Origin of the sequence: Niveispirillum cyanobacteriorum (assembly GCF_002868735.1) — a bacterium.
GTDB classification, from domain to species: domain Bacteria; phylum Pseudomonadota; class Alphaproteobacteria; order Azospirillales; family Azospirillaceae; genus Niveispirillum; species Niveispirillum cyanobacteriorum.
The window spans coordinates 1,182,501-1,199,776 of the sequence record NZ_CP025612.1; the positions used below are offsets into that span (position 1 = coordinate 1,182,501).

Consider the following 17,276-nt stretch of genomic DNA (forward strand, 5'->3'; position numbering starts at 1 on the left):
CGCAACAACTTTCTGATCTCAACAGTCACTTTTCTGAAATGACAGCGTAACGGGCCATGTGGCGTGCGCAGGCGCAACGGCGCTGGCCATGTTTTGAAACAGGTTGCGGCGGATCAGATAGACGGTCATGCTTTATTCAACCAGTTGCATAAAGGATCACAATATGACCGCCTACCCCCACCTGCTTCAAGCGCTTGACCTTGGCTTCACCAGCCTGCGCAACCGCGTGCTGATGGGATCGATGCATGTGGGGCTGGAGGAAGCGCCGAATGGCTTTGAACGGATGGCGGCCTTCTATGCGGAGCGGGCACGCGGCGAGGTCGGGCTGATCGTTACCGGCGGCATCGCCCCTAATGAGCGCGGGCGCCCTGCCCCGTTTGGCGCCGTGCTGGCGACGGAGGAGGAAGCCGCGCATCACCGTATCGTGACGGATGCCGTTCATCAGGAGGGTGGCAAGATCGCGATGCAGATCCTGCATTTCGGACGCTACTCTTATCAGAAGGATCTGGTCGCCCCCTCTGCTATCAAGGCCCCCATCAACCATTTCGTTCCCCATGCCCTGACCAGTGAAGAGGTGGAGGAGACCATTGCCGATTTCGTGCGCTGTGCCGCCCTTGCCCAGCTTGCCGGTTATGATGGTGTTGAGGTGATGGGATCGGAAGGTTACCTGATTAATGAGTTCATCGCCCCCCGCACCAATCATCGCGATGATGAATGGGGTGGCTCTTACGAGAACCGTATCCGCCTGCCTGTCGAGATCGTCCGCCGCATCCGCGCGAAAGTTGGTCCGAACTTCATCATCATCTACCGTCTGTCCATGCTGGATCTGGTTGAAGGCGGATCGACCCTGGAAGAGGTGGTGCAGCTGGGTCAGGCCATCGAGGCGGCGGGCGCCACCATCCTCAATACCGGAATCGGCTGGCATGAGGCACGCATACCCACTATTGCCACCTCTGTACCACGCGCGGCCTTTGCCTGGGTGACGAGGCAGTTGAAGGGCAAGGTCTCCATCCCGCTGATCGCCACCAACCGTATCAATACGCCCGAGGTGGCCGAGAACCTGCTGGCCGACGGTTATTGTGATATGGTGTCGATGGCACGCCCCTTTCTGGCCGATGCGTATTTCGTGGCCAAGGCGCGCGAGAACCGGGCGGACGAGATCAATACCTGCATCGCCTGTAACCAAGCCTGTCTGGACCATACGTTCAGCGGAAAGATCACCTCTTGTCTGGTGAACCCGCGCGCGTGCCATGAGACGAAGCTGGTCATCGCCCCCACGGTATCACCCAAGAATATCGCCGTGGTCGGTGCCGGTCCGGCGGGCCTGTCCTTTGCGGTAACGGCGGCGGAGCGCGGGCACAAGGTGACCTTGTTCGAAGCGTCGGCACAGGTGGGTGGGCAGTTCAACATTGCCCGGAAAATCCCTGGCAAGGAGGAGTTCAACGAAACCCTGCGCTATTTCCGCCGGCAACTGGAGTTGAAGGGCGTCACCGTGCGCCTCAACACCCGAGCTGATGCCAAGATGTTGGCCGAGGGTGGGTTTGACGAGGTGGTGCTGGCCACGGGCGTGGTACCGCGCAAGCCAGCGATTGAGGGGATCGACCATCCCAAGGTGCTGGGCTACCTTGATGTCCTGCGCGATGAGGTGCCGGTGGGCCGGAAGGTGGCCGTTATCGGGGCCGGTGGTATCGGCTTTGACGTCAGCACCTATCTGGTGGAACGGCACGACGCACCGTCGGCAGACCGCTTCTTCAAACAATGGGGTGTCGACCCCGACTATCGCCAAGCCGGCGGCTGCACCAAGCCGAAGCTGGAGCATAATGGAAGGCAGGTCTTCCTGATGCAGCGCACGGAGGGCAAGCTGGGCGAGAATTTGGGCCGGACCACGGGCTGGATACACAGGACGGTTCTGAAGATGCATGGCGTGGCCACCATGGGTGGCGTCACCTATCGCCGGATCGACGATGCCGGCCTGCATATCACCATTGGCGGCCAGGATCAGGTGCTGGATGTTGATCATGTCGTCATCTGTGCCGGGCAGGAGCCACTGCGCGAGTTGCAGGCCGATCTGGAGGGGCGGGGGCTGCGCGTCCATCTGATCGGTGGGGCCGATGTCGCTTCCGAACTGGATGCCAAGCGAGCCATCAATCAGGGCACGCGTCTGGCGACCGCCCTCTGACCCGCCTGACAGAAGAAAGAAACAACCCATGACCCAACCGTCCGGCCTGCGCCCGGCTGCCGCTTCCTCCCTGACCATCTGGCATGAGATCGTCGCCAGCCAGTCCATCGCCGCCCTGCGCAGCATCACCCATGAACAGGCGATCTTCCGGTCGCCCGTGGCCCACACAGCCTATGAAGGGGCGGATGCCCTGCTGCTGGCCATCGGCACCGTCATGCGGGGGTTCTTTGGCGACTTCACCTATCACCGCACCGCCGTTACGGCGGACGGGCTGAATGTCGTGCTGGAATTCGCCGCGACGGTGGAGGGCAAACAGGTGAAGGGCATCGACTTCATCCGCTTTGACGAACAGGGACTGATCCGGGAGTTCGAGGTGATGATCCGTCCACTGAGCGGCTTGCAAGCCCTGGCCGCGGAGATGGGGCGGCGCGTGGGACAGGATATTGCGGCCTTCAAGGCCAAAGCCTGATATGGCATGGCCGAGGGGTGGGACGTGTAAGCCCCCTCTCCCCAGCCCCGTGAATGGATCGCGACCATGTCCTTGCCCCACGCCCTACTGACCGCCCTAATCGAACGCCCCGGCGCCGGTTCGGAACTGGCGGGGCGTTTTGACCGCTCCATCGGCTATTTCTGGCAGGCCACGCACCAGCAGATTTATCGCGAGTTGGCGCGGCTGGAGGCGGCTGGCCTGATCGAGGGGACAGCCGTGGACGGGGCACGGGGGCGAAAACGCGCGTTCCGGGTGCTGCCAGCGGGACGTGCGGAACTGGCGCGCTGGACAGCGGAGCGCCAGGAGCCGCTACCCATCCGAGATGAGATGATGGTGCGGTTGCGGGCCGAGGCGATGGTCGGCCCGACCACCCTGCCGGATACGCTGACCGAACTGGCACGGCACCATCGTGACCGGCTGAAAACCTATCAGGATATCGAGAAGCGGGATTTCACCCCGCCACCGACGGACCAGGGCCAGCAGCTGCGCCATCTGGTCCTGAAAGCCGGCATCGAATATGAGCGGCACCGCGCCGCTTTCTGTGAACAGGCGATGGCGCTGCTGGCCGCCCCATCGGACTAATAGTTTTGAAATGCAGAAGGCCCCATCCGGTTGGATGGGGCGCTGTCTGCTGTCACTTGGCGGCGTCGAAGAAATCATTGCCCTTGTCATCGGTGATGATGAAGGCCGGGAAATCCTCCACCTCGATGCGCCAGATGGCTTCCATCCCCAGTTCGGGGTAGGCGATGCATTCCACCTTTTTAATGCAGTCCTGCGCCAGACGGGCCGCGGCGCCGCCGATGGAGCCCAGATAGAAGCCGCCATGCTTCTGGCAGGCATTCTTGACGGCGGGTGAGCGATTGCCCTTGGCCAGCATGACGAAGGAGCCGCCCGCCGCCTGGAACTGATCCACAAAACTGTCCATACGGCCCGCCGTCGTGGGGCCAAAGGAGCCGGACGCGTAGCCTTCCGGCGTCTTGGCCGGGCCGGCATAATAGATCGGGTGGTTCTTGAAATAGTCGGGTAGCGGCTGGCCGGCATCCAGCAAGGCCCGCAGCTTGGCATGGGCACTGTCACGCGCCACGATCAGCGGGCCGGTCAGGGAAACGCGCGTGCGGATCGGATACTGGCTCAGCACCTTGCGGATCTGGTCCATCGGCTGGGTCAGGTCGATCTTCACCACCTCCCCCGACAGCGCCGCCTCGTCCACTTCCGGCAGGAAGCGGGCGGGATCGGTCTCCAGCTGCTCCAGATAGATGCCGTCCTTGGTGATCTTGGCCAGCGCCTGACGGTCGGCGGAGCAGGAGACGCCAATGCCGATGGGCATGGAAGCGCCATGGCGCGGCAGGCGGATGACACGGACATCGTGGCAGAAATACTTGCCGCCGAACTGCGCCCCGATACCCAGCCCCTGGGCCGCCTTGAACAGGGACTGTTCCATCTCCAGGTCACGATAGGCGTGGCCGGATTCGGAGCCCTGTGTGGGCAGGCTGTCATAATAGCGGGCGGAGGCCAGCTTCACCGTTTTCAGGTTCTGCTCCGCCGACAGGCCCCCGATCACCACCGACAGGTGATAGGGCGGGCACGCGCTGGTGCCCAGCGAGGCCATCTTCTCCTCAATGAAGGGGATCAGACGGTCGGGCGCCAAGACCGATGGCGTGGCCTGGAATAGGAAAGTCTTGTTAGCCGACCCGCCACCCTTGGCCATGAACAGGAACTTGTAGGCATCCTCACCCTCGGCGAAGATCTCGATCTGGCCTGGCAGGTTGGTGCGGGTGTTTTTCTCTTCATACATGGAAAGCGGCGCCACCTGGCTGTAACGCAGGTTGCGCTTCCGATAGGCATCGGCCACGCCCTCGGACAGGGCGGCCTCATCGGCACCCTTCGTCCAGACCTTTCGGCCCTTCTTGCCCATGATGATCGCGGTGCCTGTATCCTGGCACATAGGCAGGATACCGCCGGCCGCGATGGAAGCGTTCTTCAGCAGGTCCAGCGCCACGAACCGGTCGTTGGGCGATGCCTCGGGATCTTCCAGAATGGCACGCAACTGGCCCAGATGGCCGGGACGCAGGAAATGGTTGATGTCCATGAAGGCGGCTTCGGCCAGCAGGCGCAGCCCTTCCGGTTCCACCTTCAACACGGTCTCACCGTCAAAGTCGACGGTGGAGACATAGTCGCTGGTCAGCTTGCGATAGGGCGTGGTGTCGGCACCCAGGGGGAACAGGCTGAAGCTCTGCTTCACAACATCATCGGGCATTTCTGGCTCCGGGGCTTTTCGGGGGCGGCGGGCCGGGGTCCGCCGTTCAGGCCGTTCAGATAGCGCAGACCAACGGCCCCCGCCAGAGGGCCGTTGGTCTGGGGCATCACGTTACTTAAACAGCCGCGATGCAGACGATTTCTACCAAATAGCCGGGGGCGGCCATACGGGCCTCCACCGTGGCGCGGGCAGGCGGGTTGCCCTGATCCACCCAGGCATCCCACACCTCATTCATGGCGGCGAAATTGCCGATGGAGGAGAGATAGATGGTGGTGGACAGGATCTTGGACTTGGACGAGCCGGCCTCGGTCAGCAGGGCGTCGATCTGCGCCAGGACTTGGGCCGTCTGGCCCTTGATGTCGGCGCTGGTATCGGTTGCCACCTGGCCGGCCAGATAGACGGTACCGGCATGGATGACGGCTTCGCTCATGCGGCGGCCGGGATGCAGACGGACGATGCTCACCGAACAGTTCCTTATCTTGTCAGGGCCACCCCCGAATGGGCGACCAGCATCTGCCGGGATAGGGGCAAGCGCCCCGGTCCACAAGTGGCGGCGGCAAATGCCAGTCATGCAGCCCATGCCGCTTATTACAAGATGCCCCCGAAGCGCGTAAAAAGATTACGCCCGGATGGAGACCATCCGGGCGCATCTTTCATCAGACCTTTAGCGGATTACTCACCGTCGATGGGCCGGACATTGAGTGGCAGTTCCGGTTCCCGGCTGGTCAGCATGCGACCCAGCTTCGGCCCGATCCAGTTCTGGAAATCATCCATCAGGGTGAACATGGTCGGCACGAAGACCAGCGACAGCATGGTGGAGGTGATCAGGCCACCGATAACGGCCACTGCCATGGGCTGACGGAATTCCGTATCGGCACCCCAGCCGAAGGCGATGGGCACCATGCCGGCCACCATGGCGATGGTGGTCATGATGATGGGGCGCGCACGCTTGGCACCTGCATCCAGCAAGGCCTCCCGCCGACCCATCCCATGGTCGCGCATGGCGACGATGGCATATTCCACCAGCAGGATGGAGTTCTTCGTCACAATGCCCATCAGCATCAGGATACCGATCAGTGCCGGCAGCGACAGGGCCATGTTGCACATCAGCAGCCCGATCACCGCGCCGCCCAGCGACAAGGGCAGCGCCGTCATGATGGTCACCGGCTGGAAGAAGTTGTGGAACAGCAGGATCAGCACCGCGATGATCAGCAGGAACGCCGTGCCCAGCGCCACCGCGAAGCCCATCATCATGATCTGCATCTGTTCAGACCCGCCATAGGCCGGCTTGGACACGCCCGACGGCAGGTGAGCCATGGAGGGTAAATTGTTGATGGCCTTCGTCGCCTCACCCAGTTCCGCACCGTTCAGGTCGGCCTGCACAGAAATGCGGCGGGCACGGTCGAAACGGTCGATCTGTACGGCACCCGATCCCATTTCCAGCTTGGCCACCGCAGACAACGGGACCGTGGCGCCGGTATTGGTGCGGACACGCAGATTGGCGATGGTATCCAGGTCGCCACGGGCTGCCGGGTCCAACTGCACCCGGATCGGCACCAGACGGTCGCCCAGATTGAACTTGGCAGAGTTGGTGTCGATCTCGCCCAGGGTCGCCACCTTGGCCACCTGACCGATTGAAATCACCGACACGCCTTGTTCAGCGGCCCGTTCGAACATCGGCTTGATCTGGATCTCGGGACGTTGCAGGGCCGCCGTGGAGGTGACGTTCTTCAGGAGCGGCAGTGCGCGCATCTCCGCCAGAACCTTGTTGGCATGGGCGTCCAGCAGCGGGCCATTTTCAGAGGTCAGCATTATCGAGACGTCACGGTTGCCAAAGCCACCCGTCGAATTAAAGGAGAAACGGATACCGGGGATCTTCTGCAACTCCGGCAGCACGCGGGTCTCGAACTCCTTCTGGTGGATACGTTCACCACGCGGCTTCAGCATCACGATGATGGAGCCACGGCGAACCTGCCCACCACGACCAGCGCGGGCCCAGGTCGTCTCGACCTCCGGCTGGGCCTTCAGCACATTGGCGGCACGCTGAACGGAGGCGTCCATCTGCTCCAGGTTCACACCGGGGGCCATTTCCATCTGCAGATTGGAGAAGCCGATATCCTGTGCCGGGATGAAGCCGGACGGCAATGCCAGGGTCAGACCCACCGAAGCGAAGAAAAACAAGGTGCCGCCCGCGATCGTCTTCCAACGGTGCGAGATGCACCAGTCGAGAAGCTTGATGTACCGGTGCGTCCAGGGGCCTTCTTGATGCTCGTCCGGCTGCGCCGGCTTCAGGAAGTAGGCTGCCATCAAGGGTGTCAGCAATCGCGCGACCAGCAGAGAGAACAGGACCGCGACGGCCACGGTGACGCCGAACGACTTGAAGAACTGACCGGCGATACCGGGCATGAAAGAAACGGGCAGGAACACGACAACGATGGTCATCGTCGTGGCCACGACGGCCAGACCGATCTCATCCGCCGCTTCCAGCGCCGCCTCATAGGGGCGCTTACCCTGCCGGATATGGCGGACGATGTTCTCGATCTCCACAATCGCATCGTCGACCAGGATACCCACCACCAGGGCCAGGGCCAGCATGGTGATGCCGTTCAGGGTAAAGCCAAACCATTCCATGACCAGGAAGGTCGGGATGGTCGACAGCGGCATGGCTAGGGCAGAGATCAGGGTAGCGCGCATATCACGCAAGAACCACCAGACCACGCCGACGGCCAGTAACGCACCGATAACCAAGGCCTCAATGGAAGCCAGATAGCTGTCCACCGTGTATTTTACGTTGGAGATGATCAGCTTGAAGGTCAGGTCCGGATAGTCCTGCTTCAGCTTCTCAATAACCTCATCAACGCCCTTGGCAATGGTCACTTCCGAGGAGTTGGGCGAACGGCTGATGGCGAAGCCCACGGTGGGCACGCCGTCCAGACGGGAAACACCGCGCAGTTCGGACGTACCATCCACGACATCAGCGATATCGGACAAGCGGACCTTGCGGCCACCGGCCACGGCGATCTCAACATTGCGCAGATCGTCCACGCTCTGGGCACGGCCCAGGGTGCGGATGGACTGCTCTGCGGCGCCAATCTCGCCACGCCCGCCGGGCATGTCGATATTCAGCTGCATCAGCTGGGAATTGACCTCACCCGCCGTCACACCCAGCGCCATCATGCGCTCGGGGCTCAGGTTGACGCGGATTTCGCGACTCTGCCCGCCTAGACGCTCCACCTCACCGACACCGTCCACGCGCTTCAGCGAACGGGCCAGATCACTGTCGATCAGCCAGGAAAGCTGTTCAACCGTGCGGTGGCTGGAGGTCACCGCATAATAAAGGATGGCGTCGCCCGTCACATCCAGACGCTGGACCTGCGGTTCATAGATATCCTGCGGCAGGTCGGACCGGATGCGGCTGACCGCGTCGCGCACGTCATTGACGGCACGGTCGGTGTTATAGCCGATCTTGAACTCGATCGTGGTGTTGGAATAGCCGTCGGTGATGTTGGAAGATACGTGATCGATGCCCGTGATGTTGGACACCGCATCTTCGATCTTCTTCGTCACTTCCTGTTCAAGTTCCGACGGGGCGGCACCCGGACGCGACACACCCACATTGACGATTGGGAAATCGATGTCGGGATTGCCGGTGATATCCATCTTCCAGAAGGAAATCAGGCCGGCCAGCGTCAGGATGATGAACAGGACGATGGGTGGTACGGGGTGGCGGATGGCGACCGCCGAGATATTGCCGCGGCTCATGTCCGGTGCCTTTCTCTAATCAGCGGTCAGTTGGCGGGCAGCGGATTGACCTTGTCGGCCGGGGTCGGGGTGATAATCACCTTGTCGCCGGTCTTCAGGTACCCCGCACCCGTCAGCACCACATCCTCACCCGCCTTCAGGCCGGACAGGATGGCCAGACGGTTGCCATCGCGCGGACCGGTCTGCACCTCCCGCGCCGTCACGGTGTGATGACCCTTGTCATCCTTGGCGGCATCGACCACCACCGCCCAGCTCTTGGCATCGCGGTAGACCACGGCCTCTTCGGGCAGGACCGGTGCGCTCTGCGTGCCGGTACGGACGCGGGCCGTCAGGAACATGCCGGGGCGCAGATACGGATCATGCGGCACATCGATCTTCACGGTGCCGATACGCGTCTTGGTATCAACCACGGGGGAGATGATGCGGATGGTTCCGATAAAGGGCTTGCCGTTGATATCGACCGCCGACAATTCCGCTGTCTGACCAACCGCCAGCTGACGCAGGTCGATCTCCGGCACCTCGGCCAGCAGTTCGACCCGGTCGTCGCGGATAATGCGGAACAGTTCGGTGCCGCCGGCACCCATGACGGCGCCCAAGCGGGCATTGCGCTTGGCGATGGTGCCATCGGTGGGTGCGCGCACCTCCGTCTGCGCCAGACGCGCTGCAGCCTGGGCGCGGGCTGCTTCTGCCACACCGACACGGGCCTTGGTGGTCAGGGCCGCCGAACGACGGGCATCCAGGTCGCGGGTGGAGATGGCGCCGGTACGGGCCAGTTCCTCGGCACGGCGGATATTGGCCTCCGCCTCTGTGGCCAGGGCCTGCGCCTCACGCAGCGAAGCCTCACGCGACAGCAAATCGGCGCGCAGCACCTTGTCGTCGAAACGGGCCAGCAACTGCCCGGCCTTCACCTTGTCGCCTTCATCGACCAGAACCTCGGTGATGGCCAGGCCGGATGTCTGGGTCCCGATGGGCAGTTCATCCCAGGAAGCCAGGGAGCCGGTGACCAGCAACTGACGCGGCACATCGCTGGCCGTCGCCTTGACCGCCGTCACGGTCAGGATGGAGGAGCTGTCTTTTTCGCCCTTCTCGGCGGCGGCCGCGGGCTTGCCGTCGGCGGCCTGCTTGGGCTTGAACGCAACATAGGCGCCGGCCCCGGCCAGCGCCACAACCACGGTGCCCAGCAATATCCATTTCAGCTTGGACGGACGTCGCCCGCCCGGCGGGGTCCAGCGCTGGCCACCCGGAAGATTGGGCCGATTATCGTTGCCATCATGGCCAGGGCGGGTGTGAAGAGGCTGCACCGTCATATTGTTCACCATCGTCGGGGCCGCGACAACGGGCGCGGCTACCGGGCGAGGGCGATCCACGGCTGCCCACCGCCCCCTGCGATGAACACCGTTCCCCCCGTCCTATTGCCGGACATTACATGCGGAAGATTGTCGCGGAAAGTCACACATGGTTTCACGCATGTAACGAATTATTGCGGCTGCGATCAAAAATGCCAGCAAGAACACGGAAATTCAGCCGCCACGAAAAATATCGATGATCAGACCTGTGGTCAGCGCAGAGAATAGCGTGGTTAACATGGTGGAGCTGGCGGTACGGGCCACATGGGTTCCGTAACGCTGGGCAAAGAGAAACGCGTTCATACCGCTTGGCATACTGGCCGTCGTCACGGCAACCGCCAGGGTCAGCGGCGGCAGATCGAAAATGTAACGGCCTGAAACAAACACTGCTGCCGGCAGCACGAACAGTTTAACCATCGTCATGAACAACGTTCGACCAACAAGGTCCGTAACGGTCAGCCCCACCAGACTGGCGCCCAGCGCGAACAGGGAACAGGGCACGGCAGCGTCACCCAGCATGCGGATCATGCCATCGATCGGTCCAGGAATAGTCAGGCCGGTGGCACCAAAAGCCAAGCCCGACAGAATGGCAACGATCACGGGGTTCTTGACCAGGGCCGCCATGGTCTGACCCGCGATGCGCAGGGCCCCACCACCCTTGCCTGCCCTGGACGCCTCCGCAAGGACCGTTGCGATCCCGATCAGCCACGCGGCGTGCCCCGTGACCAGCAGCAGCATCTGCTGCAACCCCGCCTGTCCAAAGGCCGCCAGCATCAAGGGAACCCCAACCAGCACCGTGTTGGAGAAACACGACCCCAGCATCAGCGTGGCAGCCCCGCCCAGCGTTTCCCGATAGACCCAACGGGCATAAAGGAAACTGGCCAGCATGATGGCAGTCAGCGCCAGATAGTAGGCCGCGATCAGGTTGATTTCATCACCATGCGGCAACCCACGCGAGGCCATCGACCGGAACAGCAGGCAGGGCAACGCCAGATAGAAGATGAAGTTGGAGAGGGATTTGGCGAAATCCGCCGGAAAAACCGGCGGCCTGCCGACCACGAAGCCGATAGCGACCAGACCGAAGACCGGCAGGATGATGTTGAGGATCGTATCCATGCCTCAACCCCGCGTCATGCGCGACAAGGCAGCGATGGCGAAAAGCGACAGGATCAGCATCAGGCCGACCACCGCCACCAGTCCACCCCAGCCCCATGCGCCCCAGATAACGCCCCCACCGGCCCCCACAAGGCTGGAACCCATATAATAAGAGAAGAGGTAGAGGGATGATGACTGCGCCTTGCCCGTGGCCGGGGCCAGCGCCCCGACCCAGCCGCTGGCGATTGAATGCGCACCGAAGAAGCCGAATGTCATCAGCCCGATACCGGGGACAATGGTGTAAAGCGTGTCCGCAAGCGTCAGGGCGACACCCACCGTCATGATCAGCACGGCCCCCACCATCACCAGTGCCCGGCCCCATCGTACCGTCAACCGGCCCACGGTGGAGGATGACCCCATGCCCAGCAGATAGGCGCTGAAAATCAGCGCCACGACCGACTGAGGTAGATCGAACGGCGGCAGCAGAAGACGGAAACCCATGTAATTGAAGATGGTGATGAAGCCACCCATCAACAGGAAGCCTTGCGCGAACAGCAGCCGCAGATCAGGCCGGCGCAGCGGGACCGCCAACGCGGTTAGCATCAATCCCGGTCGGGCCGGTCGCCGCACAAATCCAGCCGACACCGGCAATGACCGCCAGACCGCGAAAGCGGCCAGCAACCCCATCAGCCCGATCCCGATGGTCGCCGCCTGCCAGGGCAGAAAATCCACGACGACGCCGGTAACCAGGCGCCCCGCCATACCGCCCATCGCCGATCCCGCAATATAGAGACCCATGGCCCTGTCCAATGCGGACGGGTGCATTTCCTCACCCAGATAGGCCATCGCCACCGCCGGCAGCCCCGCCAGCGTCACCCCGAACAGAGCACGCGCCAGCAAAAGCCCGTGCCAGGACGGGATAATGGCGGTCAGCAGTGTCAACAGCGCGGAAACAGCCAAAGAGGCCACCATCACCGGCTTGCGCCCGAAAATATCGGCCAGGGCACCGGACAGCAGCAGCGAGACCGACAGGAAACCGGTGGCAAGGGAAAGAGCCAGCGCAGCCTCTGCCGGCGCCACACCGAACCCGTCAGCCAGCAACGGCAGCAAAGGCTGCACATGATACAGAAGGGCAAACGTGGAAAAGCCCGCCGCGAACAAGGCCAGGGACACCCTGCGAAAAGCCGGGCTGCCGGTCTGGATACCGGTCATGGCGCTGAAGGGCGGCGGGCTGGCCGTCATCACTCGTAATCGATACGGATTCGCGACGCCGCCTCATAGGCGGTTGCCCGCGCCTCATCCGTGTCGGTGCCCCGCGCCAGGGCAACACCCATGCGGCGATAGGGGCGCGTGGTCGGCTTGCCGAACAAGCGCACATCCACCGCCTGATCCGGGCGGCCCGTGAAGAGCGCGCTGGCCAGACCGGTAAAGGCAAACTCATTTGCCTCACGGTCGGCCAGGATCACGGCGCTGGCCGAGGGGCCATACAGTTCGATCGCCGGGATCGGCAGACCCAGAATGGCGCGGGCATGCAGGTCGAATTCCGACAGGTTCTGCGAGGTCAGGGTGACCATACCGGTGTCATGCGGGCGGGGGCTCAGTTCGGAGAAGATGACCTCATCCTTAGTCACAAAGAACTCCACCCCGAAAATCCCGTGCCCACCCAGGTCATTGACGACCTTGGCCGCCATGTCCTGTGCCGATTTCAGCAGGTCCGGGCGCATGCCCATCGGCTGCCAGCTTTCCTGGTAATCACCACGTTCCTGACGGTGGCCAATGGGCGGGCAAAAGACGATGCCGTCCTTGGTTCGCACGGTCAGCAGGGTGATCTCATATTCGAACGGAATGAATTCCTCGACGATCACCTTGGCCCGGTCGCCGCGCATATTGGCAACGGCATATGTCCAGGCGGTTTCAAGCGCTCCCTCCTCCCGGACCGTGCTCTGGCCCTTGCCGGACGACGACATGACCGGCTTGATCACGCAGGGCAGGCCGGTATGGGCAATGGCCGCCTTCACCTCGTCAAAGCTTTCCGCATAACGGTACTTGCTGGTCCGCAAGCCCAGGTCGACAGCGGCCAGTTCGCGGATACGGTCGCGATTCATGGTCATCTGTGTGGCGCGGGCCGACGGCACCACCGTGAACCCTTCGCTTTCCAGTTCGGCCAGCATCTCGGTACGGATGGCCTCTACCTCCGGCACGACGAAGTCCGGCTTATGCTTTTCCACGGCAGCGCGCAGCTTGTCGCCGTCCAGCATGGGGAAAACCTCCCGCCCGTCGGCCACCTGCATGGCCGGCGCATTGTCATAGGCATCACACGCGATGACCTGCGCGCCTAGGCGCTTGGCGGAAATGACAAACTCGCGCCCCAACTCACCCGAGCCGAGCAGAAGGATCTTCGCCGTGAAAGGCATGGCCCACCCTTATGTCTTCCGGGCTGCCCGTCCAAAGGCGCCCCCATGGACAATGACCCTAGGGCGAAGGGTGCGGTCGCGCAACGGGGGCCGGGCGCGCGGGTGGCATGCCAAGGGCGTCATGCCTTGCCATCACGCAGGCCGCGGCAGATCGCTGCCGTATCCTCGTCCAGCGGAAAGCAGCATTCGATGCGTAGTTCGTCCAGCGTCACGTCATAAGGCGTCGCAAAGCTGGTGATGGTGGAGAAGAATTGCAGAACGCGCCCGTCGGGATGGCGAAGCATGGTTGTCACCATCGGCGACGGTCCCGCCGCCAGATCCCGGAAACGCCAGCTGGCCGGCACATCGGGATAGCGCAGGCATTCATCCAGCAGCGCCTTTGCCATCCGGTCGGCCGGGTTCATCGCCACCTCCTGGTAGAGATGACGCAGCAGATCGCCTGCAATTTCATGCCAGTTGGCCACGGCATCGCGGAACGGGCCGGGGCTGAAAATCTGCCGCATCATGTTGTCGTGCAGGGCGGGCGCACCATACGTGACACAATCATTAACCCGAGCGGCCGCCGCGTTTGCCTGGACAATATTCCAGCGCCGGTCCAGCACGAAGGCCGGATAAGGTTCCTGTTGCGCCAGAATGGCCTCAATGGCCTGTTTTATCCCCACCAGCTTCGGCGTGCCAAGGCTGGTTTCCCGGAAGATGGGGGCGAAGCCGCCCGCCACCAGCAAGCCATTACGTTCGCGTAGCGGCATCTCCAGCGCATCCGCCAACCGCATAAGCACTTCGCGTGAGGGCTGCGCCTTTCCCGTTTCGATATAGGACAAATGCCGGGCGGAAATATCCGCATCCAGGGCCAGATCCAGCTGGCTCAACCGTCGCGCCGCCCGCCATTCGCGCAGCATGACGCCCAGGCTGGCATTGGACGGGAAGATGACGGGGTTGGAAGGCGTCTGTGGCTTGATCATGAGGAGCAGCGTAAGGGCTGAATGTGGTGCAGGACAATAACCTCCCAGGTCATATCACCATGATCGGGGGCGTCATTGAGGGCATGACCCCTACCCGGCACTGTTTGCGGCATGTCCACCCTGATCGTGAGCCCTGCCATGAACCGCCGTTCCTTCGCCTTGTCTAGCCTTGGTCTGCTAGCCGCCAGCGCCCTGCCGGCACGCCATGTCCTCGCCAGCCCCGCTACGCTGGCGGTCGAAGCCCTTGACGCCAGCGCCTTTAATGCCGCCCGCCGGTTTCTGAAAACCGGCTTCGGCGACATTGCCTATGTGGAACGGGGCCAGGGTCCTGCCGCCCTGTTCCTGCATGGATTTCCGCTGAACGGATTTCAGTGGCGCGGACAGCTCGAGCGTCTGTCACCTTGGCGCCGCTGTCTGGCCCCAGATTTCCTGGGGCTTGGTTATACCAGGGTGCGGGCTGGCCAAAGCCTGGCACCGGCGGCACAAGCCGACATGTTGGCCGCTTTCCTGGACGGGTTGGGCGAACGCTATGTCGATATCGTCGCCAATGACAGCGGCGTGGCCGTGGCTCAGCTATTCCTGGTGAAGTATCCGGATCGGGTACGCAGCCTGTTGCTGACCAATGGCGATACCGAAATCGATTGCCCGCCACCCGCCCTGCTGCCGGTGATCGAACGGGCTAAGGCTGGCGCTTTTGCCCGCGAATGGCTGGCCCCGGATCTGGCCGATCATGACCGCGCCCGGTCCAAGATCGGCCTGGGTGGCCAGACCTTCACCTATCCCGAACGGATTGAGGATGCCACCATCGACATGTATCTGGCCCCGTTGGTCGCCAATCAGAACCTGACCAATGGCTACGCCCTGGCCCTGGAAGCGAATTCTCTGGCCGGGACCGAGGCTGTATTGCGCCAGAAAGGGCAGCCAGTCCGCATCATCTGGGGCACCGCCGACCCCATCTTCACACCCAAGGCACCCGCCTATCTGAACGCCCTGTTCCCCAACGCCATGGGTGTGAGGGAGGTCCCCGGCGGCATGCTATTCTTCCCGGAGGAGTTTCCCGACCTGATCGCTGAACAGGCCAAACGTTTGTGGGGCATTGCCTGACATCGTCTTTAGCTAGCTGAAACACCTGATAAAGCCCGTGCGGCCCAGTTGGTCCGCGCGGGCTTTATTCTATCCCCCGATTTTTCTGCATGGCTGCCGGGGGCATCCAAGCCTTGCTTATAGTAAGCATGCTTATATTATGTATGCCTATGAGCAACCTCGATCCCAATCCCACCTTCGGTGCGTCTCTGGCGGACACAGCCCGGCTGTTGCGCAAGCGCTTTGACCAGCGGCTGCGCTTCACGGGCAGCACGCGCGCCCAGTGGCACGCCATATTCAAAATCTCCAAACAGGAGGGAATGAAGCAGGCGGAACTGGCCGAAGCGCTGGATGTGGAGCCGATCACCCTCACCCGCCTTCTGGACCGGATGGAGGAAGGCGGCTGGGTACAGCGTCAGCCCGACCCGACCGACCGCCGTGCCCGGCTGCTGTTCCTGACCGATAAGGCGCGGGAGGCGCTGGCCCCCATGCGGCTGGTGGTTGAGGAGATTTATGAGGAAGCGCTGGCCGGCCTGGACAAGGCGGAGCGCGAACAACTGATGCATCTGCTGTCGCGGGTGCGGACCAACCTTTCCAAAGGTGAAGATCATGATTGACACGGCGAAGCGCCCCCTGCCCACCTGGCGCCGACTGGCGCTGGGCCTGGCCCTGCCGGTCGTGCTGGCGGGTACGGGTGCCTATGTCTGGGCCACTGGTGGCCGCTATGTCAGCACGGACAATGCCTATGTGAAGCAGGACAAGGTAGCCGTGGCACCGGAGGTGCAGGGTCTGGTCACTGCCGTGCATGTGGCCGAAAGCATGCCGGTGAAGCGCGGCGACGTGCTGTTCGAGATTGACGCCCAGCCCTACCGCATCGCCCTGGCCCAGTCCGAGGCTGCCATCGCAACGGCCCGGCTGAATGTTGAGCGCATGCGCGCCGACCTGTCGCAGAAGCGGGCCGAACTGGCGGAGGCCGAACAGGAACTGGAGTTCCGGCAGCGCGACCATGACCGGCAGGCCAGCCTCGCCCGCAACGGCTATGCCGCGCAAGCCAAGCTGGACGAGACGCGTAATCAGCTGCGCGCCGCCGAACAGGGTGTGGCCAAGGCACGACAGGGTGTAGCCGCTGCCCTGGCCGATCTGGGCGGTGACCCCGCCATCGCCACCGACAGCCATCCGACCGTAATGCAGGCCCTGGCCGCCCGCGACCGGGCCGCCCTGGATCTGGAGCGCACTGTGGTCCACGCACCCGCCGACGGCATCGCGAGCCAGACGGATCGGCTGCGTGTGGGACAGTTCGCCCTGCCCGGCATGTCGATGTTGAGCGTGGTGGAAACCCAGGCCACCTATGTGGAAGCCAACGTCAAGGAAACCGACCTGACCAACATGAAGGCGGGTCAGACAGCGACCATTGAACTGGATGCCTATCCGGGCCGAACCCTGACGGCCAAGGTCGTCAGCATCGGTGCTGGTACGGGATCGGAATTCTCCGTCCTGCCCGCACAGAACGCGACGGGCAACTGGGTGAAGGTGGTGCAGCGCGTACCCGTTCGTCTGCAACTGGCAGAGGGACAGTCGGTGCCGCTCCGTGCCGGCCTGTCCGCCAATGTCGATATCGATACCGGCCATAGCCGCGGCCTGCCAGGCTTTGCCACCGCACAGGCGGCGGCCCGGTAACGCGGGAGATC

Annotated in this window: 14 protein-coding genes; 6 read left to right on the forward strand and 8 right to left on the reverse strand. The window is 62.9% G+C overall.

Translation table 11 applies throughout. The features are described from left to right. Positions 1 to 163 precede the first annotated feature (163 nt). The 3 genes from C0V82_RS20880 (at position 164) to C0V82_RS20890 (ending at position 3,251) form a co-directional block, all read left to right on the forward strand. On the forward strand, positions 164 to 2,179 hold the full coding sequence (locus C0V82_RS20880) for an NADPH-dependent 2,4-dienoyl-CoA reductase (RefSeq protein WP_102114291.1): 2,016 nt from the start codon (positions 164 to 166) through the stop codon (positions 2,177 to 2,179). A gap of 28 nt (positions 2,180 to 2,207) precedes the next feature. Then, a complete protein-coding gene (locus tag C0V82_RS20885) occupies positions 2,208 to 2,648 on the forward strand; it encodes a nuclear transport factor 2 family protein (protein ID WP_102114292.1) in 441 nt (146 codons plus the stop codon). A 66-nt stretch (positions 2,649 to 2,714) separates the two neighbouring features. Next, positions 2,715 to 3,251, forward strand: a complete 537-nt coding sequence (locus C0V82_RS20890; protein WP_102114293.1) for a PadR family transcriptional regulator — start codon at positions 2,715 to 2,717, stop codon at positions 3,249 to 3,251. Between the two features lie 52 nt (positions 3,252 to 3,303). Here C0V82_RS20890 and C0V82_RS20895 read toward each other — a convergent pair whose 3' ends face one another. From C0V82_RS20895 to C0V82_RS20930, 8 genes are all read right to left on the reverse strand, one after another. Beyond that, complete coding sequence (locus C0V82_RS20895; protein WP_102114294.1) at positions 3,304 to 4,926, reverse strand: fumarate hydratase; 1,623 nt, start codon at positions 4,924 to 4,926, stop codon at positions 3,304 to 3,306. Between the two features lie 115 nt (positions 4,927 to 5,041). Continuing rightward, complete coding sequence (locus C0V82_RS20900) at positions 5,042 to 5,389, reverse strand: RidA family protein (protein WP_102114295.1); 348 nt, start codon at positions 5,387 to 5,389, stop codon at positions 5,042 to 5,044. Between the two features lie 209 nt (positions 5,390 to 5,598). Then, a complete protein-coding gene (locus C0V82_RS20905) occupies positions 5,599 to 8,688 on the reverse strand; it encodes an efflux RND transporter permease subunit (RefSeq protein ID WP_102114296.1) in 3,090 nt (1,029 codons plus the stop codon). Between the two features lie 26 nt (positions 8,689 to 8,714). Beyond that, positions 8,715 to 9,995, reverse strand: coding sequence for an efflux RND transporter periplasmic adaptor subunit (locus tag C0V82_RS20910; RefSeq protein WP_158660099.1), 1,281 nt, complete (start codon positions 9,993 to 9,995; stop codon positions 8,715 to 8,717). A 213-nt stretch (positions 9,996 to 10,208) separates the two neighbouring features. Next, complete coding sequence (locus C0V82_RS20915; protein WP_102114298.1) at positions 10,209 to 11,150, reverse strand: AEC family transporter; 942 nt, start codon at positions 11,148 to 11,150, stop codon at positions 10,209 to 10,211. A gap of 3 nt (positions 11,151 to 11,153) precedes the next feature. Next, positions 11,154 to 12,371 carry an MFS transporter gene (locus C0V82_RS20920; protein WP_102114299.1) on the reverse strand — a complete coding sequence of 406 codons (1,218 nt, stop codon included), beginning with the start codon at positions 12,369 to 12,371 and terminating at the stop codon, positions 11,154 to 11,156. After that, on the reverse strand, positions 12,371 to 13,543 hold the full coding sequence (purT, locus tag C0V82_RS20925; protein WP_102114300.1) for a formate-dependent phosphoribosylglycinamide formyltransferase: 1,173 nt from the start codon (positions 13,541 to 13,543) through the stop codon (positions 12,371 to 12,373). The genes C0V82_RS20920 and purT overlap by 1 nt, the downstream gene beginning before the upstream one ends. A 119-nt stretch (positions 13,544 to 13,662) precedes the next feature. Further along, on the reverse strand, positions 13,663 to 14,505 hold the full coding sequence (locus C0V82_RS20930; protein ID WP_102114301.1) for a helix-turn-helix domain-containing protein: 843 nt from the start codon (positions 14,503 to 14,505) through the stop codon (positions 13,663 to 13,665). Between the two features lie 138 nt (positions 14,506 to 14,643). Here C0V82_RS20930 and C0V82_RS20935 point away from each other — a divergent pair, with 138 nt between their 5' ends. The 3 genes from C0V82_RS20935 (at position 14,644) to C0V82_RS20945 (ending at position 17,265) form a co-directional block, all read left to right on the forward strand. Further along, a complete protein-coding gene (locus tag C0V82_RS20935; protein WP_102114456.1) occupies positions 14,644 to 15,609 on the forward strand; it encodes an alpha/beta fold hydrolase in 966 nt (321 codons plus the stop codon). A gap of 149 nt (positions 15,610 to 15,758) precedes the next feature. After that, positions 15,759 to 16,205: a MarR family winged helix-turn-helix transcriptional regulator gene (locus C0V82_RS20940; protein WP_102114302.1), complete on the forward strand. Its 447-nt coding sequence runs from the start codon at positions 15,759 to 15,761 to the stop codon at positions 16,203 to 16,205. Further along, positions 16,198 to 17,265: an HlyD family secretion protein gene (locus C0V82_RS20945; protein ID WP_102114303.1), complete on the forward strand. Its 1,068-nt coding sequence runs from the start codon at positions 16,198 to 16,200 to the stop codon at positions 17,263 to 17,265. Before C0V82_RS20940 ends, C0V82_RS20945 begins: the two co-directional genes overlap by 8 nt. The last annotated feature ends 11 nt before the right edge of the window (positions 17,266 to 17,276 follow it).

What these genes read in the sequence shown, in the direction of transcription:
- C0V82_RS20880 (WP_102114291.1), top strand. Translation starts at nt 164, where the DNA reads ATGACCGCCTACCCCCACCTGCTTCAAGCGCTTGACCTTGGCTTCACC.
- C0V82_RS20885 (WP_102114292.1), top strand. Translation starts at nt 2,208, where the DNA reads ATGACCCAACCGTCCGGCCTGCGCCCGGCTGCCGCTTCCTCCCTGACC.
- C0V82_RS20890 (WP_102114293.1), top strand. Translation starts at nt 2,715, where the DNA reads ATGTCCTTGCCCCACGCCCTACTGACCGCCCTAATCGAACGCCCCGGC.
- C0V82_RS20895 (WP_102114294.1), bottom strand. Translation starts at nt 4,926, where the DNA reads ATGCCCGATGATGTTGTGAAGCAGAGCTTCAGCCTGTTCCCCCTGGGT.
- C0V82_RS20905 (WP_102114296.1), bottom strand. Translation starts at nt 8,688, where the DNA reads ATGAGCCGCGGCAATATCTCGGCGGTCGCCATCCGCCACCCCGTACCA.
- C0V82_RS20910 (WP_158660099.1), bottom strand. Translation starts at nt 9,995, where the DNA reads ATGACGGTGCAGCCTCTTCACACCCGCCCTGGCCATGATGGCAACGAT.
- C0V82_RS20915 (WP_102114298.1), bottom strand. Translation starts at nt 11,150, where the DNA reads ATGGATACGATCCTCAACATCATCCTGCCGGTCTTCGGTCTGGTCGCT.
- C0V82_RS20920 (WP_102114299.1), bottom strand. Translation starts at nt 12,371, where the DNA reads ATGACGGCCAGCCCGCCGCCCTTCAGCGCCATGACCGGTATCCAGACC.
- purT (WP_102114300.1), bottom strand. Translation starts at nt 13,543, where the DNA reads ATGCCTTTCACGGCGAAGATCCTTCTGCTCGGCTCGGGTGAGTTGGGG.
- C0V82_RS20930 (WP_102114301.1), bottom strand. Translation starts at nt 14,505, where the DNA reads ATGATCAAGCCACAGACGCCTTCCAACCCCGTCATCTTCCCGTCCAAT.
- C0V82_RS20935 (WP_102114456.1), top strand. Translation starts at nt 14,644, where the DNA reads ATGAACCGCCGTTCCTTCGCCTTGTCTAGCCTTGGTCTGCTAGCCGCC.
- C0V82_RS20940 (WP_102114302.1), top strand. Translation starts at nt 15,759, where the DNA reads ATGAGCAACCTCGATCCCAATCCCACCTTCGGTGCGTCTCTGGCGGAC.
- C0V82_RS20945 (WP_102114303.1), top strand. Translation starts at nt 16,198, where the DNA reads ATGATTGACACGGCGAAGCGCCCCCTGCCCACCTGGCGCCGACTGGCG.